Source organism: Streptomyces sp. YGL11-2 (genome assembly GCF_050054615.1).
GTDB lineage: Bacteria > Actinomycetota > Actinomycetes > Streptomycetales > Streptomycetaceae > Streptomyces.
Genome location: NZ_JBNHIN010000002.1, coordinates 126,817 through 151,039, shown reverse-complemented (window position 1 = coordinate 151,039; position 24,223 = coordinate 126,817). Strand labels below are relative to the sequence as shown.

At 69.2% G+C, this 24,223-nt stretch carries 20 protein-coding genes; 11 read left to right on the top strand and 9 right to left on the bottom strand.

Going from position 1 to position 24,223, the window contains the following annotated elements; translation table 11 throughout:
* Positions 1-84: 84 nt before the first annotated feature.
* From ACO1BR_RS02990 to ACO1BR_RS02975, 4 genes are all read right to left on the bottom strand, one after another.
* Complete coding sequence (locus tag ACO1BR_RS02990) at positions 85-657, bottom strand: LppU/SCO3897 family protein (RefSeq protein ID WP_426793450.1); 573 nt, start codon at positions 655-657, stop codon at positions 85-87.
* Between the two features lie 159 nt (positions 658-816).
* Complete coding sequence (locus ACO1BR_RS02985; RefSeq protein WP_426793449.1) at positions 817-2,079, bottom strand: MFS transporter; 1,263 nt, start codon at positions 2,077-2,079, stop codon at positions 817-819.
* Between the two features lie 79 nt (positions 2,080-2,158).
* Entirely contained in the window at positions 2,159-3,241 is a 1,083-nt protein-coding gene (locus tag ACO1BR_RS02980) for an inositol-3-phosphate synthase (protein ID WP_426793448.1), read from the bottom strand.
* A gap of 59 nt (positions 3,242-3,300) precedes the next feature.
* Positions 3,301-3,969, bottom strand: coding sequence for a PadR family transcriptional regulator (locus ACO1BR_RS02975; protein ID WP_426793447.1), 669 nt, complete (start codon positions 3,967-3,969; stop codon positions 3,301-3,303).
* A gap of 361 nt (positions 3,970-4,330) precedes the next feature.
* Here ACO1BR_RS02975 and ACO1BR_RS02970 point away from each other — a divergent pair, with 361 nt between their 5' ends.
* Together ACO1BR_RS02970 and ACO1BR_RS02965 are read left to right on the top strand one after the other, a co-directional pair.
* On the top strand, positions 4,331-6,994 hold the full coding sequence (locus ACO1BR_RS02970) for a transglycosylase domain-containing protein (protein ID WP_426793446.1): 2,664 nt from the start codon (positions 4,331-4,333) through the stop codon (positions 6,992-6,994).
* Positions 6,995-7,124: 130 nt separating this feature from the next.
* Positions 7,125-8,606, top strand: coding sequence for a glycosyltransferase family 87 protein (locus ACO1BR_RS02965; protein WP_426793445.1), 1,482 nt, complete (start codon positions 7,125-7,127; stop codon positions 8,604-8,606).
* A gap of 91 nt (positions 8,607-8,697) precedes the next feature.
* Here ACO1BR_RS02965 and ACO1BR_RS02960 read toward each other — a convergent pair whose 3' ends face one another.
* The 3 genes from ACO1BR_RS02960 to ACO1BR_RS02950 all read right to left on the bottom strand — a co-directional run bounded on the left by ACO1BR_RS02960 (position 8,698) and on the right by ACO1BR_RS02950 (position 11,362).
* A complete protein-coding gene (locus ACO1BR_RS02960; protein WP_426793444.1) occupies positions 8,698-9,729 on the bottom strand; it encodes an alanine racemase in 1,032 nt (343 codons plus the stop codon).
* A gap of 64 nt (positions 9,730-9,793) precedes the next feature.
* A complete protein-coding gene (locus ACO1BR_RS02955) occupies positions 9,794-10,912 on the bottom strand; it encodes a lipid II:glycine glycyltransferase FemX (protein ID WP_426793443.1) in 1,119 nt (372 codons plus the stop codon).
* Between the two features lie 132 nt (positions 10,913-11,044).
* Entirely contained in the window at positions 11,045-11,362 is a 318-nt protein-coding gene (locus ACO1BR_RS02950; RefSeq protein ID WP_426793442.1) for a hypothetical protein, read from the bottom strand.
* A gap of 230 nt (positions 11,363-11,592) precedes the next feature.
* Here ACO1BR_RS02950 and rpsF point away from each other — a divergent pair, with 230 nt between their 5' ends.
* From rpsF to rplI, 4 genes are all read left to right on the top strand, one after another.
* Positions 11,593-11,883, top strand: a complete 291-nt coding sequence (gene rpsF / locus ACO1BR_RS02945; RefSeq protein ID WP_003978891.1) for a 30S ribosomal protein S6 — start codon at positions 11,593-11,595, stop codon at positions 11,881-11,883.
* Positions 11,884-11,965: 82 nt separating this feature from the next.
* Positions 11,966-12,550 (top strand): single-stranded DNA-binding protein, encoded by a 585-nt coding sequence (locus tag ACO1BR_RS02940; RefSeq protein WP_043265240.1) that lies wholly within the window; start codon positions 11,966-11,968, stop codon positions 12,548-12,550.
* 128 nt (positions 12,551-12,678) lie between these two features.
* Positions 12,679-12,915: a 30S ribosomal protein S18 gene (gene rpsR / locus ACO1BR_RS02935; RefSeq protein WP_003978893.1), complete on the top strand. Its 237-nt coding sequence runs from the start codon at positions 12,679-12,681 to the stop codon at positions 12,913-12,915.
* A gap of 18 nt (positions 12,916-12,933) precedes the next feature.
* Entirely contained in the window at positions 12,934-13,380 is a 447-nt protein-coding gene (gene rplI / locus ACO1BR_RS02930; RefSeq protein WP_159509509.1) for a 50S ribosomal protein L9, read from the top strand.
* Between the two features lie 80 nt (positions 13,381-13,460).
* Here the strand turns inward: rplI and ACO1BR_RS02925 are convergent, their stop codons facing one another.
* Together ACO1BR_RS02925 and ACO1BR_RS02920 are read right to left on the bottom strand one after the other, a co-directional pair.
* Positions 13,461-14,330 (bottom strand): trypsin-like serine peptidase, encoded by an 870-nt coding sequence (locus ACO1BR_RS02925; protein WP_426793441.1) that lies wholly within the window; start codon positions 14,328-14,330, stop codon positions 13,461-13,463.
* 40 nt (positions 14,331-14,370) lie between these two features.
* Positions 14,371-15,708 (bottom strand): MATE family efflux transporter, encoded by a 1,338-nt coding sequence (locus ACO1BR_RS02920; RefSeq protein WP_426793440.1) that lies wholly within the window; start codon positions 15,706-15,708, stop codon positions 14,371-14,373.
* A gap of 477 nt (positions 15,709-16,185) precedes the next feature.
* Between ACO1BR_RS02920 and dnaB the strand changes: the two genes are divergently transcribed.
* The 5 genes from dnaB to ACO1BR_RS02895 all read left to right on the top strand — a co-directional run bounded on the left by dnaB (position 16,186) and on the right by ACO1BR_RS02895 (position 24,131).
* Positions 16,186-18,636, top strand: coding sequence for a replicative DNA helicase (dnaB, locus tag ACO1BR_RS02915; RefSeq protein ID WP_426793718.1), 2,451 nt, complete (start codon positions 16,186-16,188; stop codon positions 18,634-18,636).
* A gap of 451 nt (positions 18,637-19,087) precedes the next feature.
* Positions 19,088-20,266: a MerR family transcriptional regulator gene (locus tag ACO1BR_RS02910; RefSeq protein ID WP_426793439.1), complete on the top strand. Its 1,179-nt coding sequence runs from the start codon at positions 19,088-19,090 to the stop codon at positions 20,264-20,266.
* 67 nt (positions 20,267-20,333) lie between these two features.
* On the top strand, positions 20,334-21,029 hold the full coding sequence (locus tag ACO1BR_RS02905) for a hypothetical protein (RefSeq protein WP_426793438.1): 696 nt from the start codon (positions 20,334-20,336) through the stop codon (positions 21,027-21,029).
* A 409-nt stretch (positions 21,030-21,438) separates the two neighbouring features.
* Positions 21,439-22,815 (top strand): serine hydrolase domain-containing protein, encoded by a 1,377-nt coding sequence (locus ACO1BR_RS02900; protein WP_426793717.1) that lies wholly within the window; start codon positions 21,439-21,441, stop codon positions 22,813-22,815.
* A 176-nt stretch (positions 22,816-22,991) separates the two neighbouring features.
* The gene (locus ACO1BR_RS02895) at positions 22,992-24,131 is read left to right on the top strand and encodes a pyridoxal-phosphate-dependent aminotransferase family protein (RefSeq protein ID WP_426793437.1); all 1,140 of its coding nucleotides are present in this window, start codon (positions 22,992-22,994) and stop codon (positions 24,129-24,131) included.
* Positions 24,132-24,223 lie beyond the last annotated feature (92 nt).

Genomic DNA, 24,223 nt, shown 5'->3' with positions numbered 1-24,223 from the left:
ATGTTTCACGTGAAACGGCCGGTCGTGAACCGCCGTGTTTCACGTGAAACAGCGCCCCGCGGTGTCCCGGGAGCCGACTCGTCGCTACTTGATGTCCTGAAGGCAGAGCACAAAGCGGGTGGTGCCGCCGTGGCGGCGGTGCTGGGTCTCCGCATAGGTCGTGTCGGTCTTGGGGCAGAGAGACCTGTCCGTGGTGTTGGAGTGGACAGCTGTCACCTTGAACTTGGCTTCTGCGGTGCCGCAGTCGACGACCTTGAGATCGGGATTGATCTCGTTGCCGTTGTTCTTCATGCAGTCGCCGACCTTGGCGGTGTCGGCGTCGTTCCACGAGCTCACCCAGGCCACCCCGATACCGATCAGGGCGACGGCGACGAAGATGCCCTTCACGATCGCCTTGGGCGAGCGCTGCGGCCGGGACGGCTGCGGCGGTATAGGCGCTCCGCCCTGCATGTAGGGCTGCTGCGGTGCCTGCGGATACCCCTGCTGCGGCTGACCGTACGGGGTCTGCGGCTGCTGGGGATAGGCGTATCCGCCCTGCGGCTGGCCGTAAGGAGCCTGCGGTGCCTGGGAGGTCTGCGGGTAGGGGGCCTGGCCGTACGGTTGCTGACCGTATGGCTGCTGGCCGTAAGGATTCGGGCCCTGAGGCGGCGTGGTCATGGGAGTTCCCCCGATAAGGAAGTGTCCGGAAGTGACGTGTCCGGACGCGTGAATGACGCCCGTACGGTATCTGCTCCGGCGCCGCCGCACAGGCGAGGGGCGCCAACTCGCAAGGGAGGGACGGCCAGGGCCTGTCCGACCCCGACCCACCGGACCGCCCTAGGGTCGTCCGAACGCCCTGCGGGCCAGCGTCGCGGCGACCACGGCGTAGAGAACGGCCACCACTGCGATGAGTACGGCTGACTTCCCGTCGGGCGGCAGCATCAGCGCGGCGACCGCGGCGGCACCGACGAAGGCGATGTTGAACAGCACGTCGTAGATGGAGAAGACCCGGCCGCGGAAGGCATCGTCGACCGACGACTGGACCACCGTGTCTGTGGTGATCTTGGTCCCCTGTGTGCTCAGGCCGAGGACGAACGCGGCGACCAGCATGGGCGCCGGGTGGAAGAAGAGGCCGAGCGCGGGCACCAGGACCGCGCCCATCGCGGCGCAGAAGGCGATCCAGCCGAACGGGGTGAGGCGCCCGACCGCCCACGGGGTGATCACGGCAGCCGCGAAGAAGCCGGCTCCTGACACGGCGACGGTTATCCCGAGCAGCGCCAGACCCCGGGATTCGGTAGGGGCCCAGGCGTACCGGCACAGCATCAGCACCATGACCGTCAGCGCGCCGTAGCAGAAGCGGATCACCGTCATCGCGGCCAGCGCGCGGGTCGGGGTGGGCCGCTCGGCGAGGTGGCGCAGACCGTCCGCCAGCCCCTTGACGGTGCTCAACAGGGCCTCGCCGAGGTGAGGTTGGAGCGCCGAGGGGTCGGGGCCGAGGCGCTGCGGGGGCATCCGCAGGGCGGTGAGGGCGGAACAGAAGTAGAGGAACGCGGCGAGCAGCACGACGAACGTATCCACGTCCGAGCCGGCCAGCCGGACGGCGAGAGCGAGCGCACCGCCGACCGTCATGGCGAGCGTTCCGGCCGTCGGGGCAAGGGAGTTGGCCATCACCAGCTGTTCACCGCCGACGACGCGGGGAAGCGACGCGGAAAGCCCCGCCAGGACAAAGCGGTTCACGCCCGTGACGGAGAGCGCCGAGGCGTAGAAGAGCCAGTCCGGGACCTTCACCGCGATCAGCACGGCGGTCGCCATCGCGAGCAGGGCCCGCAGCAGATTGCCGTACAGCAGGACCTGACGCCGGCGCCAGCGGTCCAGCAGCACTCCGGCGAACGGCCCGAGAAGGGAGTACGGCAGCAGCAAGATCGCCATGGCGGAGGCGATCGCCTCGGGCGACGCCTGCTTTTCGGGCGAGAAGACGACGAACGCGGCGAGCGCGACCTGGAACACCCCGTCGGCGGCCTGGGACAGGAGCCGTGCGGCGAGGAGCGTCCGGAAGTCGCGCAGCCGCAGTAATACGCGGAGATCGCGCACAGCATGCATGAGGCACAGCCTCACACAGCACGCCGGCCTCCGGGCGGAATACCCGGAGGCCGGCGAAGCAAGGACAGCGGCGAGTGCCTCAGCGCTCGACGTCGCCCCTGATGAACTTCTCGACGTTCTCCCGTGCCACGTCGTCGAAGTACTGCACCGGCGGCGACTTCATGAAGTACGAGGAAGCGGAGAGGATCGGGCCACCGATCCCCCGGTCCTTGGCGATCTTCGCGGCGCGCAGCGCGTCGATGATGACGCCCGCGGAGTTCGGGGAGTCCCAGACCTCGAGCTTGTACTCAAGGTTCAGCGGGACATCGCCGAAGGCGCGGCCCTCAAGGCGCACGTAGGCCCACTTGCGGTCGTCCAGCCAGGCGACGTAGTCGGACGGGCCGATGTGGACGTTCTTCTCGCCCAGCTCGCGGTCGGGGATCTGCGAGGTGACGGCCTGCGTCTTGGAGATCTTCTTGGACTCCAGGCGGTCGCGCTCCAGCATGTTCTTGAAGTCCATGTTGCCGCCGACGTTCAGCTGCATCGTGCGGTCCAGGATGACGCCCCGGTCTTCGAAGAGCTTGGCCATCACGCGGTGCGTGATCGTGGCGCCGACCTGCGACTTGATGTCGTCACCGACGATCGGCACACCGGCCTCGGTGAACTTGTCCGCCCACTCCTTGGTGCCGGCGATGAAGACCGGGAGGGCGTTGACGAACGCGACCTTGGCGTCGATGGCGCACTGGGCGTAGTACTTCGCCGCGTCCTCGGAGCCGACGGGCAGGTAGCAGACCAGGACGTCGACCTGCTTGTCCTTGAGGACCTGGACGATGTCGACCGGGGCCTCCGCGGACTCCTCGATCGTCATGCGGTAGTACTTGCCCAGGCCGTCGAGCGTGTGGCCGCGCTGGACCTGCACGCCGGTGTTCGGCACGTCGCAGATCTTGATGGTGTTGTTCTCGCTGGCGCCGATGGCGTCCGAGAGGTCGAGGCCGACCTTCTTGGCGTCCACGTCGAAGGCGGCCACGAACTCGACGTCGCGGACGTGGTAGTCGCCGAACTGCACGTGCATGAGGCCGGGCACGCGGCTGTCGGGGTCGGCGTCCTTGTAAAACTCGACGCCCTGTACCAGCGAGGCGGCGCAGTTGCCCACGCCGACGATGGCTACGCGAACCGAACCCATTCCGGTTGCTCCCTGTGTTCTCGATGAGGACCTGTACGGCAGGGCCCCATGTGGTGGTGTCATTCGGACGGATCCGGCCGGGAACCACCCCGGTGCCGGGGCAGGCCGTCCGCATCTCCTGACGGGGTGTTCTTGTCCCGCTCCGTGGGACCCGGGGCGCGCTGATCGCGCCCGGCGCGCTCACTCTCGATGAGCTCGTTCAACCAACGGACCTCGCGCTCCACGGATTCCATGCCGTGCCGCTGCAGTTCGAGGGTGTAGTCGTCCAGCCGCTCGCGGGTCCTGGCCAAGGAGGTACGCATCTTCTCAAGGCGCTCCTCCAGCCGGCTGCGGCGGCCTTCCAGCACGCGCATCCGTACGTCCCGCGATGTCTGGCCGAAGAACGCGAAACGGACGCCGAAGTGCTCGTCCTCCCACGCATCCGGCCCGGAGTGGGTGAGCAGCTCCTCGAAGTGCTCCTTGCCCGCTGCGGTCAATCGGTAGACGATTTTGGCCCGGCGCCCGGTGAGCGCCGCGGCGGGAACGCCCTCCGGGGCGCCGCTCGTTTCCTCGACGAGCCAGCCGTTCGCGACCAGCCCCTTGAGGCAGGGGTAGAGGGTGCCGTAGCTGAACGCACGGAAGACCCCGAGCGAGGTGTTGAGCCGCTTGCGCAACTCGTAACCATGCATGGGGGATTCGCGGAGCAGGCCGAGGACGGCGAATTCGAGGACGCCGGAACGCCTGTTCATCCTCCGCCTCCTTGGCCCTGTGCGGTCTTTATCTCGTGCTGATGTATCGACTCGATACATCCAGACGATAGAACGGCGCCCTGAGCGGAACAAGGGTGGGGACGGTGAACGGCATCACATCACTTATTCGTGCGACGTAACCTGACTGTTTTGGAGTGAATTTCAACACTGGGCAGGTTTTGGCCGTGCGTAGTCTGTGCGGCATGCAGACTGCCGGGAACCGTGGGCCGATACGTGGCGTCCCTGACCTCGGTGTAGTGCGGCCCGCGCGTCAGGAGCGGGTCGTGCATCGGGGGGACCTGAAGACAACTGCCGCCTTCAGGCGACGAGAGAGCGCGCCTGCCCGAGGAGTATTCGTTCCATGAGCGAGCACCGTCGCAAACCGCCACAGCCACAAGGTGGCGGACGTGCCGCGGCCAGACGTGCCGCACAGCAGCCACCGGGGCGGCGTGCGGCCCCTCCGCATGGCGCTGTCACGGGGTCTATGCCCCAGTCTCCCCAGGACCGGCCGCCGGGAGGGCGTGCCGAGGCCCGGCGGGCTGCGCAGCGCGGCGGACGCCGGCGGGTGTCCGACTCCGCTGCGATGGCTTCCGGAGGGTCCGCAGGCGATTACGGCGGCGGTGGCCGCCGTGGTGGCGGTGGCGGTGGTGGCGGTGGCGGCGCTGATGGAGGCCGGGGGCGCGGTCGGGGTGGTGGAAATCCCGCCAAGAAGCGCTTCATTGACTATCCGCGTGCCAATCGCACCGGTTGGCGCCGGTTTGTGCCGTCCTGGAAACAGGTGGCCGGCATGTCCGTCGCGGTCATCGGCCTGATCGTCGGCGCGGCCGGCGTCGGCCTCGCGCTGGTGCAGGTGCCGGACGAGAACAAGGCCGCCACGTCGCAGAACAACGTCTACCTCTGGGCCGATGGCAAGGTCATGGCGCGCGACGGTGAGACAAACCGGCAGAACATCAAGATAAGCGAAATTCCGATGTCCATGCAGAACGCAGCGATCTCCGCGGAGAACGCCTCGTTCCGGACGGACTCCGGCGTGGACCCGATGGGTATCCTCCGCGCCCTGGTCAACATGGCCAAGGGTGGTGACACCCAGGGTGGGTCGACCATCACTCAGCAGTACGTGAAGAACGCGATGCTGAGCCAGGAGCAGACCATCACCCGCAAGTTCAAGGAGCTGTTCATCTCCATCAAGGTCGGCTCGTTGATGGACAAGCCCAGTATCTTGCAGGGGTATCTGAACACCAGCTACTTCGGCCGCGGTGCCTACGGCATCCAGGCGGCGGCTCAGGCGTACTACGGGAAGAACGCCTCCCAGCTGAAGCCGGACGAGGGCGCGTTCCTGGCGTCCCTGCTCAAGGGCGCGAACCTCTACGACCCTGCGGGTGGCACCGGACCCGGCGCCACCCCCGAGCAGAACACCCAGCGCGTCAAGGCTCGTTGGTCCTGGATCCTCGACCGCGAGGTGGACAATCACCTCCTGTCGAAGGCTGACCGGAGCACGTACACGAAGTTCCCGATGCCCAAGGCGCCGAAGCCGGTGGCCAGCAAGAGCGGCCAGATCGGGTACTTGATCGACGTGGCCAAGAAGTACGTGCTCAAGCAGGGGAACCTCAGCGAGGCCCTGTTCGACAAGGGCGGCTACACGATCCAGACGACCTTCGACGAGAAGAAGACCAACGAGCTGGCAGCCGCGGTGCAGAAGGTCGACAAGCACTACATCGACCCGCAGAAGCGGCCGGAGAAGGACAAGTACGTCCAGTTCGGTGGCGCTTCCGTGGTGCCGGGAGACGGCAGGATCGTCGCCTTGTACGGCGGTGACGGCTACGACAAGGGTCACTTCAGCAACAACGCGGACACCTACGGTGTGCCGGTCGGCTCGACCTGGAAGCCGTTCGTGCTCGCCGCGGCGATGAAGTACGGGACGATCGCGCGCAGTGGCACGCCGGTCTCGCCGGACAGCAAGTACAACGGCGATGACCATCTCAAGGTGAGGAACCCGGACGGTTCGATTGTGCTGAAGAAGGACAACTCGCCCTTCTATCAGGTCAACGAGAGCAATTACCCCTGGGGCTACATCACCTTGCGGAAGGCGATGGAGCAGTCCGTCAACACCCCGTATGTCCAGCTCGGCATGGATGTCGGCATGGACAAGGTGAAGGATATGGCGCAGGCCGCGGGGATCGCGCCGGGCAGCTTCGACAAGAACCTCAACCCGTCCTTCGCACTGGGCACCTCCACGCCGAGCGCGATCCGCATGGCCGATGCCTACGGCACCTTCGCCGCCTCCGGTACGAGCGTGGAGCCGTATTCGGTGACCAAGGTGATGTCCCAGGGCGAGGAGGTGAAGGGCTTCGACAAGCCCAAGCCGCAGACGGCCATGGAAGCCAACGTCGCCAACAACGTCACCGACGTGCTGAAGAACGTGATCGAGAACGGCACCGCGACGACGGCCAAGAAGCTGGGTATGCCGGCTGCCGGCAAGACCGGTACCACCGACGAGAACAAGTCGGCCTGGTTCGTCGGCTACACCAAGCAGCTCTCGACGGCCATCACCATGTTCCGTGAGGACGCGCAGAACCCCCGTCAGCTGTCCATGAACGGCGTCGGCGGCTTCGACTCGATCCACGGTGGCGCGCTGCCGACCGAGGTGTGGACCGAGTACATGCTCCAGGCGATGCAGGGTGTTTCCCCGCAGGACTTCCCGGCCGCCACGACCATCGGACAGGTGCAGAACGAGCAGGGGATGCCCTCTCCCACGCCGACCCCGACGCCGAGTGCCACGCCGTCGGTGACTCCGTCCGGTACGCCCAGCCAGTCCGCGTCCCCGACGAATTCCCCGACCCCCACCCCGACCAAGCAGTGCTCCCCGTGGGACTTCCACTGCAAGCACAACGGCGGGAACGGCGGGGCAAACGGCGGCGGGCCGGGCGGCGGCAATGGCGGCAATGGTGGTACGAGTCCGACGCCTGACCCGACGAGTGGTGGGAACAGCGGAGGAGGCATTTTCGGCGGGCCCACCGGCGGCTAGGACCGCTGATCGTTTCACGTGAAACGGCGCTCGTTTCACGTGAAACACGGCTTCACGAAGCCCCCGACCCGGTGCGACCGGGCGGGGGCTTCGTCGTGTTCGTCCCATGCGTGTACGGCAGGATGGGGCCATGACGAGCCTGCGACAGGACGAGCCGGTACGGCCGACGCAACGGGATGAGGTGGCGGCGGCCGGCAGCGAGCTGATCGGAGGGCCGATCGGCCGGCGGGTGCTTCTCGGGGCGAACCGGATGACGCCGGTGCGGGTCATCGTGCTCGTCGCCATCGGTGTGTTCGCGCTCGGCATGGTGCAGAAGCTGCCTTGCTACAACGGCGGATGGTTCTTCGGCGCCACCAGTCAGTACGTCCACGCCTGCTATTCCGACATCCCCCATCTCTACACCGGGCGGGGTTTCGCCGACGGGCTGATCCCGTACTTCGACCGGCTGCCGGGCGATATGCAGTACCTGGAGTACCCGGTGCTGACCGGCGTCTTCATGGAGGTCGCCTCCTGGATGACGCCGCACAGCGGGGCGATCCAGGACCGCGAGCAGATCTACTGGCTGGTCAACGCCGGGATGCTGATGGTCTGCGCCGCCGTCATCGCGGTGTGTGTGGCACGTACCCACCGGCGGCGTCCTTGGGACGGTCTGCTGGTGGCGCTGGCTCCCGCCTTCGCCCTCACCGCCACCATCAACTGGGACCTGCTGGCGGTCGCCCTGACCGCCGCTGGGATGCTGATGTGGTCACGCAGCCGCCCGCTGGCGTCCGGCGTCCTGATCGGGCTGGCGACGGCGGCGAAGCTCTACCCCGTCCTGCTGCTGGGGCCGCTGCTGCTGCTGTGCTGGCGCGCGGGAGCCTGGCGCGCGTACGGGAGGGTTGTCACCGGTGCGGTGGCGTCCTGGCTGGTGGTGAACCTGCCGGTGATGATCATGCACGACGCGTCCGGATTTCATATCCGGGAGGGCTGGGCGAAGTTCTACACCTTCAGCCAGGAGCGGCCCATCGACTTCGGTTCCGTCTGGCTGCTGATCTCGCAGCGCACCGGGGACCCCCTGGAGAACGCCAACCTCTACGCGACGGTGCTGATGATCCTCGGATGCGGCGGCATCGCGCTGCTGACGTTCTACGCGCCGCGCCGGCCGCGCTTCGCCCAGCTCGCGTTCCTCGTCGTCGCGCTGTTCATCCTCACCAACAAGGTCTACTCGCCGCAGTACGTGCTGTGGCTGGTCCCGCTCGCCGCGCTGGCCCGGCCGCGCTGGCGGGACTTCCTGATCTGGCAGGCGGGCGAGGTCATGTACTTCCTCGGGATCTGGATGTACCTCGCCTACACCGGCAGCGGCGACAAGCACCAGGGGCTGCCCCCGGAGGGCTACCAACTCGCCATCGCACTGCACCTGTTGGCCACCCTCTACCTGTGCGCGGTGGTCGTCCGCGACATCCTGATGCCGGAGCGGGACGTGGTCCGCAGGGACGGCGACGACGACCCGTCGGGGGGCGTCCTGGACCGCAGTCCCGATGTCGTCGTGCTCGGGCGGGCGTATCACGCGCCGCGTCACGCGGTGCACTTCGAGGGTGCGCCGCGGGTGCGCTGGGGCGTCGTACGGGACTGATCCGCCGGCGGACACACAACCAGGGCCCGGTGCCGCGGAGATGACCGGCGGCACCGGGCCCTGGTGCAGGGGTGTGGGGGATCCGGCCGGATCAGCGGTCCACCATGCGGTCGTACTGCGTGGTGGTGTGCCGCAGATGGGCCACCAGCTCCTCGCCGACCTTCGGTTCGGGGGCGTCCCCGGGGACGAACAGGATCGACACCTGCATGTGCGGGGGCTCCGCGAACCAGCGCTGCTTCCCGGCCCATACGTACGGCGCGAGGTTGCGGTTGACGGTCGCCAGACCGGCCCGGGCCACGCCCTTGGCGCGCGGCATCACGCCGTGCAGCGCCTTGGGAGACTCCAGGCCGACGCCGTGCGAGGTGCCCCCCGCCACGACGACCAAGTAGCCGTCCGAGGCCGCCCGTTGCTGGCGGTAGCCGAACCGGTCGCCCTTCTTGACGGACGTGACGTCGAGGACCGAGCCGCGGTACTCGGTGGCTTCGTGGTCGCCCAGCCACAGCCGCGTGCCGATCCGCGCGCGGAAGCGGGTCTGCGGGAACTGCTGCTGGAGACGGGCGAGTTCGTCGGCTTTGAGGTGGCTGACGAACATGGTGTGCAGCGGGAGGCGGGCGGCGCGCAGCCGATCCATCCAGCTGATGACCTCTTCCACCGAGTCGGAGCTGTCGGTGCGGTCCAGCGGGAGATGGATCGCGAAGCCCTCCAGCCGGACGTCCTCGATGGCCGCGGCCAGCTTCGGCAGGTCCTCAGGAAGGACGCCGTGCCGCTTCATGCTGCTCATGACCTCGATGACGACCCGGGCGCCGACCAGCCCGCCGACGCCCTCGACCGAGGAGACCGAGCGGATCGCCCGGTCGGGCAGCGGCACCGGCTCCTCGCCGTGCCGGAACGGGGTCAGAACGAGCAGGTCGCCGCTGAAGAAGTCCTTGATGCGGGCTGCTTCGTAGGTCGTGCCGACCGCGAGGATGTCGGATCCGAGCCGGGTGGCCTCATCGGCGAGCCGCTCGTGGCCGAAGCCGTAGCCGTTGCCTTTGCAGACCGGGACCAGCCCGGGGAACTGCTGGAGAACGCTCTGCTGATGCGCCCGCCAGCGCGCGGTGTCGACGTAGAGGGTGAGCGCCATGGCCGGCCCGGAACCTTTCTCGTGGCTGGGGTGTGTCAGGGGTACGAACGGTGCGGTGGAGCGGTCAGCGCCGCGACATGTAGAGGTCGAGTGCCTTGTGCAGCAGCTTGTTGAGCGGGAAGTCCCATTCGCCGAGGTACTCCGCCGCCTGCCCACCCGTGCCGACCTTGAACTGGATCAGGCCGAAGAGGTGGTCGTTCTCGTCCAGCGAGTCGCTGATGCCGCGGAGGTCGTAGACGGTGGCGCCGAGCGCATAGGCGTCCTGCAGCATCCGCCACTGCATGGCGTTGGAGGGGCGGACCTCACGGCCGATGTTGTCCGAGGCGCCGTAGGAGTACCAGACGTGCCCGCCGACGACGAGCATCGTCGCGGCGGACAGGTTGACGCCGTCGTGACGGGCGAAGTAGAGCCGCATGCGGTTGGGGTCCTCGGAGTTGAGGGCCGTCCACATCCGCTGGAAGTAGCCGAGCGGGCGGGGCCGGAAGCGGTCGCGCTCCGCGGTGATCTCGTACAGCCGCTGCCATTCGGCGAGGTCGTCGTAGCCGCCCGGGACGACCTCGACGCCGGCCTTCTCGGCCTTCTTGATGTTGCGGCGCCACAGCTGGTTGAAGCCCTTGTGGACCTCCTCCAGCGAGCGGTCGGCGAGCGGTACCTGGAAGACGTAGCGGGGCTGCACATCGCCGAAGCCGGCGCCGCCGTCCTCGCCCTGCTGCCAGCCCATGCGGCGCAGCCGGTCGGCGACCTCGAAGGCGCGCGGCTCGATGTGGGTGGCCTCGATGTCCCGCAGCCGCTTGACGTCGGGGCTCTGGATGCCGGACTTGATCGCGGCGGAGTCCCAGCGGCGGATGATGACCGGCGGGCCCATCTTCACGGAGAAGGCGCCCTGCTGCTTGAGGTGGCTGAGCATCGGCTGCAGCCAGTCCTCCAGATTCGGCGCGAACCAGTTGATGACCGGGCCCTCGGGGAGGTACGCGAGGTAGCGCTTGATCTTGGGCAGCTGCCGGTAGAGGACCAGACCCGCGCCGACCAGTTCGCCGGTGGCGTCGAACCAGCCCAGGCTCTCCGACCGCCACTCGGCCTTCACGTCCGCCCAGGCCGGGACCTGCATGTGGCTCGCAGCGGGCAGGCTCTGGATGTACGCCAGATGCTGCTCTCGGCTGATGGTCCTCAGGGTCAGGCTCATGCGGGGCGCTCCTCGGCTGGTGTGTCCCCCTTGGTCGGGGCTCCGGCTCTCGCGCCGAAGCCTACTGTGACCGGGGAGCACCCCGTCTGGGCCGTACGGGGCAGGGCTCCGTATGCCGCAGTGCGGCGGCGCCTAGCCGATGATGCCGCCGAAGAGGCCGCCGTGTGCCAGGCCGATGTAAAAGCCCAGGGCGGCTGCCCCGAGCCCGATGATCAACAGGAAGCGTTCACCCGTCGTCGACGAGATGAACTGGCCCCAGAGGCCCGTTCCGATTCCGATCAGGCCCACCCAGGAGCTGACCAGGTGCAGGCTGGGGGAGAGAGCCGCGAGAACGGCGATCACACCCAGGACGAGGGTGGTGACCGCGAGGGTGTTCTCGACGGGATGGGATTGGCCGTCGCTGTTGAGAAGCGCGAGCAGGTTCCGCTGGGTCCGTGCTGCCTGTGCCATACGGCACCTCCGACTGGACAGGGCGGCGCACTGTAACGCCGCTCACACCCGTTGTGTTCCAGATTGCGGGGTGCGGCGGCCGGATTTCAACCGGAAGCTCGGATGCAGGTACTCTGTACGGTCTGCGCCCATGTCTGCCCGGACACTCCGGCGGGCTGGCGCGGAACGCATTACGACCCTCCTGCCACGGAACGACCGTGGCCGCTGAGTCCAAAGGAGGTGGGTTCACCATGCGTCACTACGAGGTGATGGTCATCCTCGACCCCGATCTGGAGGAGCGCGCTGTCTCCCCGCTGATCGAGAACTTCCTCTCCGTCGTCCGTGAGGGCAACGGAAAGGTCGAAAAGGTCGACACCTGGGGCCGTCGTCGTCTCTCGTACGAGATCAACAAGAAGCCCGAGGGCATCTACTCGGTCATCGACCTGCAGGCCGAGCCTGCGGTCGTCAAGGAGCTCGACCGTCAGATGAACCTGAACGAGTCGGTCCTCCGGACCAAGGTCCTCCGTCCCGAGACCCACTGAGCGCGTCAGCGCCCAGCGGTAACCGGGTTCGAGTAGCAGCAACACCAGCAGCCAGCAGCACACCCGCCGAGAGGTTCCCCTAATGGCAGGCGAGACCGTCATCACGGTTGTCGGCAATCTTGTCGACGACCCCGAGCTGCGCTTCACCCCGTCCGGTGCGGCGGTCGCGAAGTTCCGCGTCGCGTCCACTCCCCGCACCTTCGACCGCCAGACCAACGAGTGGAAGGACGGCGAGAGCCTGTTCCTGACCTGCTCGGTGTGGCGTCAGGCGGCGGAGAACGTCGCCGAGTCCCTGACGCGGGGTACCCGCGTGGTCGTCCAGGGCCGCCTCAAGCAGCGGTCGTACGAGGACCGCGAGGGCGTGAAGCGCACGGTCTACGAGCTCGACGTCGAGGAAGTGGGCGCGAGCCTGAAGAACGCCACGGCCAAGATCACCAAGACCGGCGGTCGTGGTGGTCAGGGCGGCGGCTTCGGCGGTGGTCAGCAGGGTGGTGGCCAGGGTGGCGGCGGCTGGGGCGGCGGCCCCGGCGGCGGCCAGCAGGGCGGCGGCGGTGCGCCCGCCGACGACCCGTGGGCGACCAGTGGTCCTGCCGGCGGTGGCCAGCAGGGCGGCGGTGGCTGGGGCGGTAGCTCCGGTGGTGGCTACTCGGACGAGCCGCCCTTCTAGGTCCGTACAGCCGATCCGGTTCTGCGGTGTTTCACGTGAAACCGCCTGTTTCACGTGAAACGGCGACTGGAGCGGCCGGGGCCTTGAGGGCGTCAGCACACACTTCTTGAACTCACTGGAGAGAGACAATGGCGAAGCCGCCTGCTCGCAAGCCTAAGAAGAAGGTTTGCGTGTTCTGCAAGGAGAAGATCTCCTACGTCGACTACAAGGACACGAACCTGCTGCGGAAGTTCATCTCCGACCGCGGCAAGATCCGTGCCCGCCGGGTCACCGGTAACTGCACTCAGCACCAGCGTGACGTCGCCACGGCCGTGAAGAACAGCCGTGAGATGGCGCTGCTGCCCTACACGTCCACCGCGCGATAAGGGAAGGGTGACCGACTAATGAAGATCATCCTCACCCACGAGGTCTCCGGCCTCGGCACCGCCGGTGACGTCGTGGACGTCAAGGACGGGTACGCCCGTAACTACCTGGTTCCGCGTGGTTTCGCGATCCGCTGGACCAAGGGTGGCGAGAAGGACGTCGAGCAGATCCGCCGCGGTCGCAAGATCCGCGAGATCGCCACGATCGAGCAGGCCAACGAGATCAAGGGCCAGCTTGAGGGCGTCAACGTGAAGCTGGCCGTTCGCGCCGGCGACGCGGGCCGCCTGTTCGGCTCCGTCACCCCGGCCGACGTCGCCTCGGCGATCAAGGCTGCCGGTGGTCCGGACGTCGACAAGCGCCGTGTTGAGCTCGGTTCGCCGATCAAGACCCTGGGCGCGCACCAGGTCTCCGTGCGTCTGCACGCCGAGGTCGTCGCGAAGCTCGGCGTCGAGGTCGTCGCCGCGTAATCGCAGCACAACGCCGAAGGGCCGTACCCCGTTGCGGGGTACGGCCCTTCGCCATGTGCGACGGGCGCGGGAGGCCGGGGTCAGTCTCCGTCCTCGTTCTGGGCGCGCTGGTAGAGCTTGGCGATGTCGTCGTCGAAGTACGCGGCGTAGGAGACGTCGTCCTCGTCGCCGCCGCCTTCATGGCCGCCCAGGACGCCGATGACGGTGCCGGTGTGGCTCTTGGGGTCGTAGTCGGCGAGCCAAGGGCTGCCGCTCGTGCCGCCCTCGAAGTCGGTGCACTGGATGCGCAGTTGGGTGTCGCTGAATTTCGTGGTGCGGTTCTGGCAGGAGATCGGGGTGTCACGGCTGGTGGGGTAGCCGGTGATCTTGACGTCGTTGTTGAAGCCGCGGTCTATGCCGAGGCTGTTGCCGCCCAGGACGTCCTGGATGTTCTTGCCGTCCTTCGGGTCGACCGTGAGGAAGGCGACGTCGAGGTCCTCGTCCTGTGATTTGGCCCAGCGGTCGTCGACGACGACCTTGCTGACCTTCCACAGGCCGGTGGGTTCGTCACCGTTGCGGTAGTCGGGGGCGAAGACCAGGTCGTCCACCGGCTTCCCGGCGTCCGCGTCGAAGGCGCAGTGGGCGGCCGTGATCAGCATGTCCCGGCCAGGGCTCTGCACCACGCTCGCGGTGCAGAAGTGGGCGCCGTGGTCGTCCTTCTCGAAGACCGCGCCGATCCGGGCGTTCTCCTCGGTCCTGCGCGGGGTGTACGCGGTGCCGTCCTGGGCGGGGGCGGTCGCCGAGGGGTCCTGGTCCGGGGGAGCCTGGCCAGGCTCGCCGGACTTGCCGTAGCTGCTGCGACCGCTGCCTCTGCTCGTATGGGTCTCCTCCGCGGCGTAGCCCACCACTGCGGCTGCCCCCACGATGACCAGCGTCAGGGGCAGTACGGACTTTCTGGCAAGCGAGCGCACATGGTCATTATCGATGCGGGCCGGAAATTCGGGAGCCGATTCAACGGGAGGCTCCCGTCACAATCCACCGTCCGGAGCGGGCGCGCAGCCACAGGGTCAGCATCCGCACGGTCATCATGAGGGCCATCGCCCACCACAGGGCGACCAAACCGCCGCCCAGGGCCGGTACGGCGAGCGCCGCCGGGGCGAACACTGCCAGCACCACGACCATCGCGCCGGCGAGATACGGGCCGTCCCCGGCGCCCATCAGCACCCCGTCGAGTATGAAGACGACGCCGGCGACCGGCTGGGTGACCGCTACGACCAGAAGCGTGGTGTGCAGCGGGCTCTGGACGGCGGGGTCGGCGGTGAAGAGGGGGATGAACAGCGGGCGGGCGAGGACCACCAGCGCGCCGAGGACGACGCCGGAGGCGATGCCCCACTGGACCATGCGCCGGCAGGCGTCGCGGGCGCCGGCGCGGTCGTCGGCGCCCAGGTACCGGCCGATGATGGCCTGCCCGGCTATGGCGATGGCGTCCAGCGCGAAGGCCAGCAGGGACCAGAGGGTCAGAACGATCTGGTGGGCGGCGACCTCGGCGTCGCCGAGCCGGGCGGCGACCGCGGTGGCGATCATCAGCACCGCGCGCAGCGAGAGCGTACGGACCAACAAGGGAGCGCCGGCCTGTGCGGAGGCGCGGATACCGGCGGGGTCGGGGCGGAGCGAGGCGCCGTGGCGGCGGGCGCCGCGGATCACGACGGTGAGGTAGACGGCGGCCATACCGCACTGGGCGATGACGGTGCCCCAGGCGGAGCCGGCGATGCCCAGCCCGGCGCCGTAGACCAGGGCGGCGTTGAGGGCGGCGTTGGCGGAGAACCCGCCGATGGCGACGTAGAGCGGGGTCCTGGTGTCCTGGAGGCCGCGGAGGACGCCGGTGGCGGCCAGGACGACCAGCATCGCGGGGATGCCGAGCGCGCTGATGCGCAGGTAGGTCACGGCGTACGGGGCGGCGGTCGGCGAGGCGCCGAAGGCTTCGACGAGCCAGGGGGCGGTGGGCAGGACGGCGGCGATGACGGCCGCGCCGAGCAGCAGGGCGAGCCAGATGCCGTCCATGCCCTGGCGTATCGCGGCCGGGAGGTCGCCGGCGCCGACCCTGCGGGCGACCGCGGCGGTGGTGGCGTAGGCGAGGAAGACGAAGACGGAGACGGCGGTTGTCAGGAGGGCGGCGGCGACGCCGAGGCCGGCGAGCTGGCGGGTGCCGAGGTGGCCCACGACGGCGCTGTCGACCATGACGAAGAGTGGTTCCGCGACCAGCGAGCCGAAGGCGGGCAGGGCCAGTGCGAGGATCTCGCGGTCATGGCGGCGGTGGGCGCGCCGTGGCGTCGCGGGAGCCTGTGTCATGAGGAGCAATCTAATCTTCCACAGGTAAGAGATGCAACTGCCTAGTGATCCTTACTTCCCGCTCTGTGGAGGTGCCTTCTGTGTGGCGTTTGCGACGATCATGAACAGGTTGCCGAAGTTTTTCTCCCCCACAGGCTATGGATGAGAAATGCGCAGGTCAGAGGCTCGATGCTGGCGTGATTGTGTGCTTGTCCACAGAAGTTTCCCCCGTGCCGTGCACAGGATCCGGGGACTTCTCCACAGCTGTGGGGCAGTCATCCACATGGCCTGTGGATAACCAGATTGGCGGACGGTGCGCGCGGGCCTACCGTGGTCCGGCACCCGCCGCCTGTTCCGGCCTGAGACCTCGTCCGAACTCGACGCGCCGTAACCGGAGTCGGGCGTCTCGAATGTCAGAGCTGTGCCGTAAGAAAGAACAGCACAGCAAGGTCCGCGTCGCGGACGGGAGGAGGTGCCGGGGTGAGCGTTCCCGAGCCCATGGACGATCCCTGGGCGGACTCCGGTCCGAGTGACCTGCTGCCGGCCGCCCGCTCCCGCCGGGGCGACGGAAAGGGCCGCGGCCGGGGCGAGCGCCAGGATCGCGACGATGACGGCGGCGGCTGGTCCGGCGGCTTCGAGCGCGTTCCCCCGCAGGATCTGGACGCCGAGCAGTCCGTGCTCGGAGGCATGCTGCTCTCCAAGGACGCGATCGCGGATGTCGTCGAGGTCCTGAAGGGCGAGGACTTCTACCGCCCCGCCCATGAACTGGTCTTCCAGGCGATCCTCGACCTGTACGCCAAGGGCGAGCCGGCCGACCCGATCACCATCGCGGCGGAGCTGACCAAGCGCGGCGAGATCGGGCGCGTCGGCGGCGCCTCGTATCTGCACACCCTCGTCCAGTCCGTCCCGACGGCCGCCAACGCCGAGTACTACGCCGAGATCGTCCATGAGCGGGCCGTGCTGCGCCGCCTCGTGGAGGCGGGCACCCGGATCACGCAGATGGGATACGCGGCCGACGGCGACGTCGACGAGATCGTCAACAGCGCCCAGGCGGAGATCTACGCCGTCACCGAGCAGCGGACCAGCGAGGACTACCTCCCGCTCGGCGACATCATGGAGGGCGCGCTCGACGAGATCGAGGCGATCGGCTCCCGTCAGGGCCAGATGACCGGTGTGCCGACGGGCTTCACCGACCTGGACGCGCTGACGAACGGTCTGCATCCGGGCCAGATGATCGTGATCGCGGCCCGTCCGGCGATGGGTAAGGCCCTCGCGCTGGACACGCCGCTGCCCACTCCTGGCGGGTGGACCACCATGGGCGAGGTCCAGCCCGGTGACCATCTGCTCGACGCGACGGGGAAGCCCACGCGTGTGGTGGCCGCCACCGAGGTCATGACGGGGCGCCCCTGCTACGAGATCTCGTTCGACGACGGCACCTCCGTCATCGCCGACGCCGATCACCAGTGGCTCACCCACACCCGGGACTCCCGTGCGGCGACCGGTGACGGCGGTTCCGGCGACGGGCGGGCCCCCGCCGCGGTCCGGACGACCAAGGAGATCGCCGCGACGCTGCACGACATCGCGGCCGGCCGGCGTCCGCACCACAGCGTGCGGAACGCGGGCGCGCTCGACCTTCCCCACCGGGATCTGCCGGTTCCGCCCTACGTCCTCGGTGCGTGGCTGGGCGCCGGGCAGCACGATGCCGCGGAGTTCGCCCCGGCCGACCCGGAGATCGTGCGGCGTCTCGCGGCCGAGGGCTGCCGGACACCGGGCGATGGCCTGCTTCCGCTGCTGCGCACCCTGGGTCTCCTGGGCAACGGCCATCTCCCTCAGGAGTATCTGCGGGCTTCCGTTGCCCAGCGGAGGGAGCTCCTCGCCGGGCTTCTCGACGCGCGCGGAACGGTCACCGAGACCGGCTCGGTGCAGTTCACGGCCGCCGGCACGGCGGTGGCCGAAGGATTCCGGGAGCTGGTGGTGAGCCTCGGCCACGGCTGCGACCTGCCCGCCGAGCAGGTTGGGGAGCACTCGGAGGAATCCTCCGCCGGCCATCTGATCACCTTCACCACGACCGACGACGTCTTCGGTATCGAGCGGAAGCGGCGCCTGCACGATGAGCGCCGGCGCCCCGGCGGTCCGGAGTCTGCGCAGCGCTTCGTCACCGACGTGCGGGAAGTGGCGAGCGTCCCGGTCCGTTGTGTCCAGGTGGACAATCCCGATCACCTGTATCTGGCCACGCGGTCGATGGTCCCCACGCACAACTCGACGCTCGCGCTGGATTTCGCGCGAGCCTGCTCGATCAAGAGCAATCTGCCGAGCGTGATCTTCTCGCTCGAAATGGGGCGCAACGAAATCGCGATGCGTCTGCTGTCCGCCGAGGCCCGGGTGGCGCTGCACCACATGCGGTCCGGCAGCATGACGGACGAGGACTGGACGCGGCTGGCGCGCCGGATGCCGGATGTCTCGGCCGCGCCGCTCTATATCGACGATTCGCCGAACCTCTCGATGATGGAAATCCGCGCCAAATGCCGCCGGTTGAAACAGCGCAACGAGCTGAAGCTGGTCGTCATCGACTATCTGCAGCTGATGCAGTCCGGTGGCTCCAAGCGCGCCGAGAGCCGTCAGCAGGAGGTCTCGGACATGTCCCGAAACCTCAAGCTGCTGGCCAAGGAACTGGAACTCCCGGTTATCGCGCTCTCCCAGCTCAACCGTGGTCCCGAGCAGCGTACGGACAAGAAGCCGATGGTCTCCGACCTGCGAGAGTCCGGCTCGATCGAGCAGGACGCGGACATGGTCATCCTGCTGCACCGCGAGGACGCGTACGAGAAGGAATCGCCGCGTGCGGGCGAGGCCGACCTGATTGTCGCGAAGCACCGTAATGGTCCTACGGCGACGATTACGGTCGCTTTCCAGGGGCACTATTCGCGGTTTGTGGATATGGCGCAGACGTGAGGTGAGGCCCTCTCGGGTCTCCTCTCGTGCGCTCTGCCCTCCTGGCTGTTTCCACGTCCGTTCCGTACGGAAAACCCATTGCCCCGGCCATGGCGGGTTGTTGGCGTCACGCCGCTACCGTCACACCGCGCGGGATGCGTGTGCTCACCCGATGGGGCACCGAGGAGACCACGGCCCGCTTCAAGAGGACGGGTCCGGACCTCCGCCAGCGGTGACCCGTGGGGGCCGGCGAGACCACCGGCGGCCGTCTCCTCCCGGACTCTCCGTGGTGCACGATCCCCTGATATCGGTTGTTCCTCGGGCAGGGCACTGGTGCGCGGGGACGCCGGCCCGCTACCGGCCTGCGGGACACGAGACGGGCGAGGCGGGTCCCGGGTGGCCGTGACCGGCGCCGGGCCTTGGAGGCGTGCGGTTTGACCTTCATGTTGCCTGAAGCTCGACAATCGCGGTCATGGACGACACCGGGGAACTGTTGAGCATCGGCGCGTTCGGCCGGCGGGTGGGGCTGGCGCCGAGCGCGCTGCGGTTCTACGACGACTGCGGGGTGCTGCGCCCGGCACGAGTGGATGCGGCGACGGGGTACCGACGCTACGCCGCCGGGCAGATGGCCCGGGCGGTGCGGCTGCGTCAACTGCGTGCGGCGGGGCTGCCGTTGACGGACGTCGAGGTCGTGCTGGACGGACCCGACGATGCGGCCCGGGGCGTACTGCGGGCTCACCTGGAGCGCACCCGGCGGGCGGCGGACGAGGCGCGGGCGGTGGTCGAGGGGTTCCTCCAGGAGGCGCCCGGGGAACCGGTGGATCGCGGTGACCGGGTGCGGGCCCGGGTCGGCGGTCCGGAACTCGCCAGTGCTGTGCGGCAGGTGGCGCCCGCGGCGGCGGTCGGCGCCGCGCGGGAGCAGTTTCCGGTGCTGGGCTGCCTGCTGCTCGAACTCGCCGATGGTGAGGCGCGGTTGGTGGCTACGGATCGCTACCGGATGGCGGTGCGGGTGCTGCGGCCGGAGGTCTTCGAAGGGAGCGCGCGGCGGGTACTGATCACCGCGGACGCGGCGCAGAGGCTGGCCGAGTGGGCCGTGCGTCAGGTGGCGGTCGAGATGGAGTGCGGCGCCGGGGCGGACACGCGGGCTGGGGTGTCGCTGCGGATGCGGAGCAGCGGGGAGCACGGGGACATCGCGCAGTGGGCCCATGTCTGCGGAACGAACGAGGCGGCGGATCCCGGGGAGTTTCCGGACTACCGGCTGATGGTGGCCGGGCTTGAGGCCGGACGGCACCGGCTCATCGTGGACCGGGCCAAGCTGCGGGACGCGGTGGCTGGTCGGAGCGGAGTGGTGTCGCTGACGTCCGGTGTGGACACGGCGGACACCGACGGTGGCGCGCAGCCCGAGGCGGCACAGGTGCTGGAGGTGGCGGGCGGCGACCGGGAGCCCGTGCGGCTGCGGGTGGTCCGTACGGGGCCGGGGGTGCGGATTGCCTTCGATCCGGCGGTGTTCGTGCCGGTCCTGGAGGCCGGAGTGGGGCCCGATGTGCTGCTGGAGATCGCTGCGGCGGACCGGCCCGTGGTGGTCCGTTCCGCGGATCAGGGGAGTTTCACGACGTTGGTGATGCCGGTACGTGCAGGGACCCGTGGCTGATGGCCGGGGGGGGGGAACGGCGGCAGGCGGGGCGGGATGGCTGATGGGCGATGAGGGGAGCGGGCGCATGGATCCGGAGCTGCCGGTGGTGCGGTTGTGCGTGGCGGGTATGCAGGCCGAGGCGGAGGGGCGTCCCGAGGCGGCGCTCGGACTGTTCCAGCGGGCCTGGGACAGCGCCCGTGACGACTATGAGGCGTGTATCGCGGCGCACTATCTCGCGCGGCATCAGAACTCGCCCGAGGAGACGCTCCGCTGGAACCAGGAGTGTCTGGACCGTGCCGATCTGGTGGGGGACGAGCGGGTGCGGGGCTTCTACCCGTCGCTGTACGTGAACATGGGGCAGGCGCACCGAAAGCTCGGTCAACTGGCGTCGGCTCATGCGTATTTCGCCCGTGCCGCGGAGCGGGTGGCCGATGCGCCGCAGGGGCAGTACGGCGACTGGAACCGATTCGCGATCGCGGACGGCTTGCGGGATGCGGAGGCTGCGGCAGCAGCCGAGGGGGACGGGGAGGCCGGAAGGCGGTGGGGCCTCGACGACGCCGTCGAGGAGCCGGTCCGGGAGCTTTTCTCACGGTGGTGTGCGCGCGGCGATCTCAAGGCACTGGGGCTGACGCTTCCGGCGTACCTGGGGTATCTCGGGACCGACGAGGACCGGGTGCGACTACGGAGCGCGCTGCACATGGTGCATGCGGCGCGCTGGCTCCCTGAGGAGGAACAGGCCGCGCTTGGAGAGGTGATCGGGGCGGCCGCACTGGGGTGTTGAGACGGGTGCGACTGTCTCCCGTGACACAGTCACGTGGTGATCAGGCTCCGGTTTCACGTGAAACGGTGGCGACTCCGCCAACCCGCGGTTTCACGTGAAACATGGGCGCGCCGGCTGAGGTGGCGTTTCGTGTGACACGACGACGCCAGTGGCTGAGCCTTCGTTTCACGTGAAACCCGGAGGCGCGGGGCCTGGTGGTCGGGGCAGGATGGCCGCGCGGTGAGCAGTGGCCCACCGGTGAACAGGGCCGACTAGCCGGTTCGGCAGGTGGATCGTCTCGTTGAGGAGCGTCATGACCGTCGTGGAGTCCGCGGAGTCCAAGGAGCCCGAGCCGGGTGAGGGCGGAGTGCGGGAGGCGGCGCCGCGTGCAGTGCTGTCCGTCGATTCGGCTGAGGCGTATGGGGAGTTGATGCCGCAGACCCGGCGGGCGCTGGTGCGCAGGCTGGCGGTTGCGCAGGCCGAGGGGCGGGCGCCGTCGATGGTGGGCGCGGTGGTGCGGGGCGGGCGAGCGGTATGGGCGGGGGCCCGGAGTTCGGTGGACGGCGAGGTACCGCACGGCGATGTTCAGTACCGGATCGGTTCGCTGACCAAGACCTTTGTGGCTGTGATGGTCCTCCGGCTACGGGACGAGGGCCTGCTCCGACTGGAGGACCCGATCGGTACGTACCTGGCGGACGTCCCCGTGCCGGACGCGACAATCGCCCAACTGCTCGCGCACAGCTCGGGGTTGGCGGCGGAGGCGCGCGGCCCGTGGTGGGAGCGGACTTCGGGGGAGCTACGGCCCGAACGGGCCGATCTCTTCGGGGAACGACCGCAGCGGCTGGTGGCCGGGCGGCGGCACCACTACTCCAACCTCGGCTATGCGCTGCTCGGTGCGATTGTCGAGCAGCTGCGGGACGGGCAGTCATGGGGCGAGGTGCTACGGCGTGAGGTGCTGGAGCCGCTGGGCATGGCCCGTACGACGCTGCGGCCGGAGATGCCGCATGCGGGTGGCTGGGCGGTGCATCCGTGGGCCGATGTGATGCTGCCGGAGCCCGCGGAGGAAACGGGATTGATGGGGCCGGCAGGGCAGTTGTGGTCCACCACGGAGGATCTGTGCCGATGGGCGGCGTTCCTGCTGCGGGGCGACGACCGGGTGCTGAGTGAGTCCGGTGTCGCCGAGATGCGGATCCCGGCGGTGCCGCCGGAGGGCGCGGGCTGGGACGCGGGCTACGGTCTGGGGCTGCAACTGGTGCGGGTGAGCGGGCAGCCGACGGGAGGCGGACGCCTGCTGGCCGGGCACACCGGGTCGATGCCGGGGTTCCTGGCGGCGCTGTGGATCGACACCGAGGAGGACGTGGCGGGGATCGCCCTCGCGAACTGCACCTCGGGGGTCGCGATCAGTGCGGTGGCGGCCGACCTCGTGGAGGTCACGGCGGAGCACGAGCCGCGGATCCCGGAGCCATGGCGCCCGCTGTCCGGCCCGGTGGACGAGGAACTGCTGGCAGTGACCGGCCCCTGGTACTGGGGCGCGAACCCGTTTGCCCTGCGGCTGAGGGAAGAGCGCGGACTGGAGCTGGTGACGCTGTCCGGGGCCGGGCGCACCTCGCGCTTCCGGCCGGAGCCGGACGGCACCTGGACCGGCCTGGACGGCTACTACGCGGGCGAGACGCTGCGGGTGGTGCGCGCGGAGGACGGTTCGGTCAGCCATCTCGATCTGGGGACCTTCGTCTTCACCCGAGGTCCGTACGCGCCTGCGGAGCCGGTTCCGGGAGGGGTGGACCCGGAAGGCTGGCGAGGGCTCTGAGCGGCCGGGGACGAACAGGGCGGGGGCTGCGGTGCGTCGGCCCCCGGGCCGCGGCGGGCCCGTAGACCAACGGCGGGCGCCCGGGGCCCGTACGGGGCTGTCCGGGCCGGACGTAGGGTCGAGCGAGATGCCAGGAGCCGCCGCACCGCGCGGCTCGCTACCGCTGGAAGGCCACTGTGACTGCCGTGACTGCCACCTCCGACGCCCCGGTTCTGCTCGACCTGCCACCGCTCGACGCGGCCCGCTTCGCGCGGATCGAGGACAAGGTCGCCGCGCTGATGCGCACCCGCAGCGATGTCGTGGCGACGCAGGGCGAGGCGCTGCTGCCCCTGGAGGCATGCATCCGCTCGGCGGTCCCGCCCGGCAGCACCGCGCTCAACATCATCACCGGCCCGTACGGCGAGACGTTCGGTGGCTGGCTGCGCTCCTGCGGCGCCGAGGTGGTGACCATCACCGCGCCCTTCACCGGTGCGGTAGCGCCTGAGCAGGTGGCGGAGGCGCTGCGGGCGCACCCCGAGATCGACTTTGTGAGCCTGGTGCACGCCGAGGCGGCGACCGGCAACACCAATCCCGTTGCCGAGATCGGTGCGGTGGTGCGGGAGCACGGGGCGCTGCTGATGCTCGATGCGGTCGCATCGGTGGGCGCCGAGCCGCTGCTCACCGACGAGTGGGGTGTGGATCTGTGCGTCATCGGTGGGCAGAAGGCGCTGGCCGGTCCGGCCGGTGTCTCGGCGGTGTCGGTGAGCGCCCGTGCCTGGGAGCGCATCGCGGCCAATGAGCAGGCCCCCCGGCGCTCGTATCTCTCCCTGCTGGACTGGAAGGAGCGTTGGATCGACGGCGGGCGTACCGCCCTTCCGCACGCCCCGGCGCAGTTGGAGATGCTCGCGCTGGAACAGGCCGTGGACCGTGTCGAGGCCGAGGGGCTGGACGCGGTCATCACCCGGCACCGTGCGGCAGCGGCGGCGGTCCGTGCGGGTGTGGCGGTGCTGGGCGGACCGGTGCCGTATGTGATCCGGCACGAGGACGCGGCGCCGGCCGCCACGACGCTCCGCGCGCCGGTGGGTGTGGACGCCCGTGAGGTGGTGTCCGCGGCGCTTGCCGCCGACAGCTCGGTTCCGGTGCAGGCCGCAGCGGGTGCGCTGGCCGAGGAGATGATCCGGGTGAACCACTACGGCCGTGCCGCTGACCGCGCGGTGGTGCTCGCCGCGCTGGCGGCGCTGGCCACCGGTCTGCGCGCGCTGGGTGTCGACGTCGACGAGCACGCGGCTGATGCTGCGGCCGGTGCGGCGTGGGATGAGGCCCTCGCAGCGGCCTGACACGTGTCGGCTCGGCGGCCTGCCTGGAGAGCGCAGAGCCGGGAGCGCAGAGGCCACACCACAGAACTCACTTCACAGGGCTCGGGGTGGGG

Bases quoted from the DNA above. Each gene is read 5' to 3' on its own strand.
- ACO1BR_RS02990 (WP_426793450.1), bottom strand. From the start codon at position 657: ATGACCACGCCGCCTCAGGGCCCGAATCCTTACGGCCAGCAGCCATAC.
- ACO1BR_RS02985 (WP_426793449.1), bottom strand. From the start codon at position 2,079: ATGCATGCTGTGCGCGATCTCCGCGTATTACTGCGGCTGCGCGACTTC.
- ACO1BR_RS02980 (WP_426793448.1), bottom strand. From the start codon at position 3,241: ATGGGTTCGGTTCGCGTAGCCATCGTCGGCGTGGGCAACTGCGCCGCC.
- ACO1BR_RS02975 (WP_426793447.1), bottom strand. From the start codon at position 3,969: ATGAACAGGCGTTCCGGCGTCCTCGAATTCGCCGTCCTCGGCCTGCTC.
- ACO1BR_RS02970 (WP_426793446.1), top strand. From the start codon at position 4,331: ATGAGCGAGCACCGTCGCAAACCGCCACAGCCACAAGGTGGCGGACGT.
- ACO1BR_RS02965 (WP_426793445.1), top strand. From the start codon at position 7,125: ATGACGAGCCTGCGACAGGACGAGCCGGTACGGCCGACGCAACGGGAT.
- ACO1BR_RS02960 (WP_426793444.1), bottom strand. From the start codon at position 9,729: ATGGCGCTCACCCTCTACGTCGACACCGCGCGCTGGCGGGCGCATCAG.
- ACO1BR_RS02955 (WP_426793443.1), bottom strand. From the start codon at position 10,912: ATGAGCCTGACCCTGAGGACCATCAGCCGAGAGCAGCATCTGGCGTAC.
- ACO1BR_RS02950 (WP_426793442.1), bottom strand. From the start codon at position 11,362: ATGGCACAGGCAGCACGGACCCAGCGGAACCTGCTCGCGCTTCTCAAC.
- rpsF (WP_003978891.1), top strand. From the start codon at position 11,593: ATGCGTCACTACGAGGTGATGGTCATCCTCGACCCCGATCTGGAGGAG.
- ACO1BR_RS02940 (WP_043265240.1), top strand. From the start codon at position 11,966: ATGGCAGGCGAGACCGTCATCACGGTTGTCGGCAATCTTGTCGACGAC.
- rpsR (WP_003978893.1), top strand. From the start codon at position 12,679: ATGGCGAAGCCGCCTGCTCGCAAGCCTAAGAAGAAGGTTTGCGTGTTC.
- rplI (WP_159509509.1), top strand. From the start codon at position 12,934: ATGAAGATCATCCTCACCCACGAGGTCTCCGGCCTCGGCACCGCCGGT.
- ACO1BR_RS02920 (WP_426793440.1), bottom strand. From the start codon at position 15,708: ATGACACAGGCTCCCGCGACGCCACGGCGCGCCCACCGCCGCCATGAC.
- dnaB (WP_426793718.1), top strand. From the start codon at position 16,186: ATGGACGATCCCTGGGCGGACTCCGGTCCGAGTGACCTGCTGCCGGCC.
- ACO1BR_RS02910 (WP_426793439.1), top strand. From the start codon at position 19,088: ATGGACGACACCGGGGAACTGTTGAGCATCGGCGCGTTCGGCCGGCGG.
- ACO1BR_RS02905 (WP_426793438.1), top strand. From the start codon at position 20,334: ATGGATCCGGAGCTGCCGGTGGTGCGGTTGTGCGTGGCGGGTATGCAG.
- ACO1BR_RS02900 (WP_426793717.1), top strand. From the start codon at position 21,439: ATGCCGCAGACCCGGCGGGCGCTGGTGCGCAGGCTGGCGGTTGCGCAG.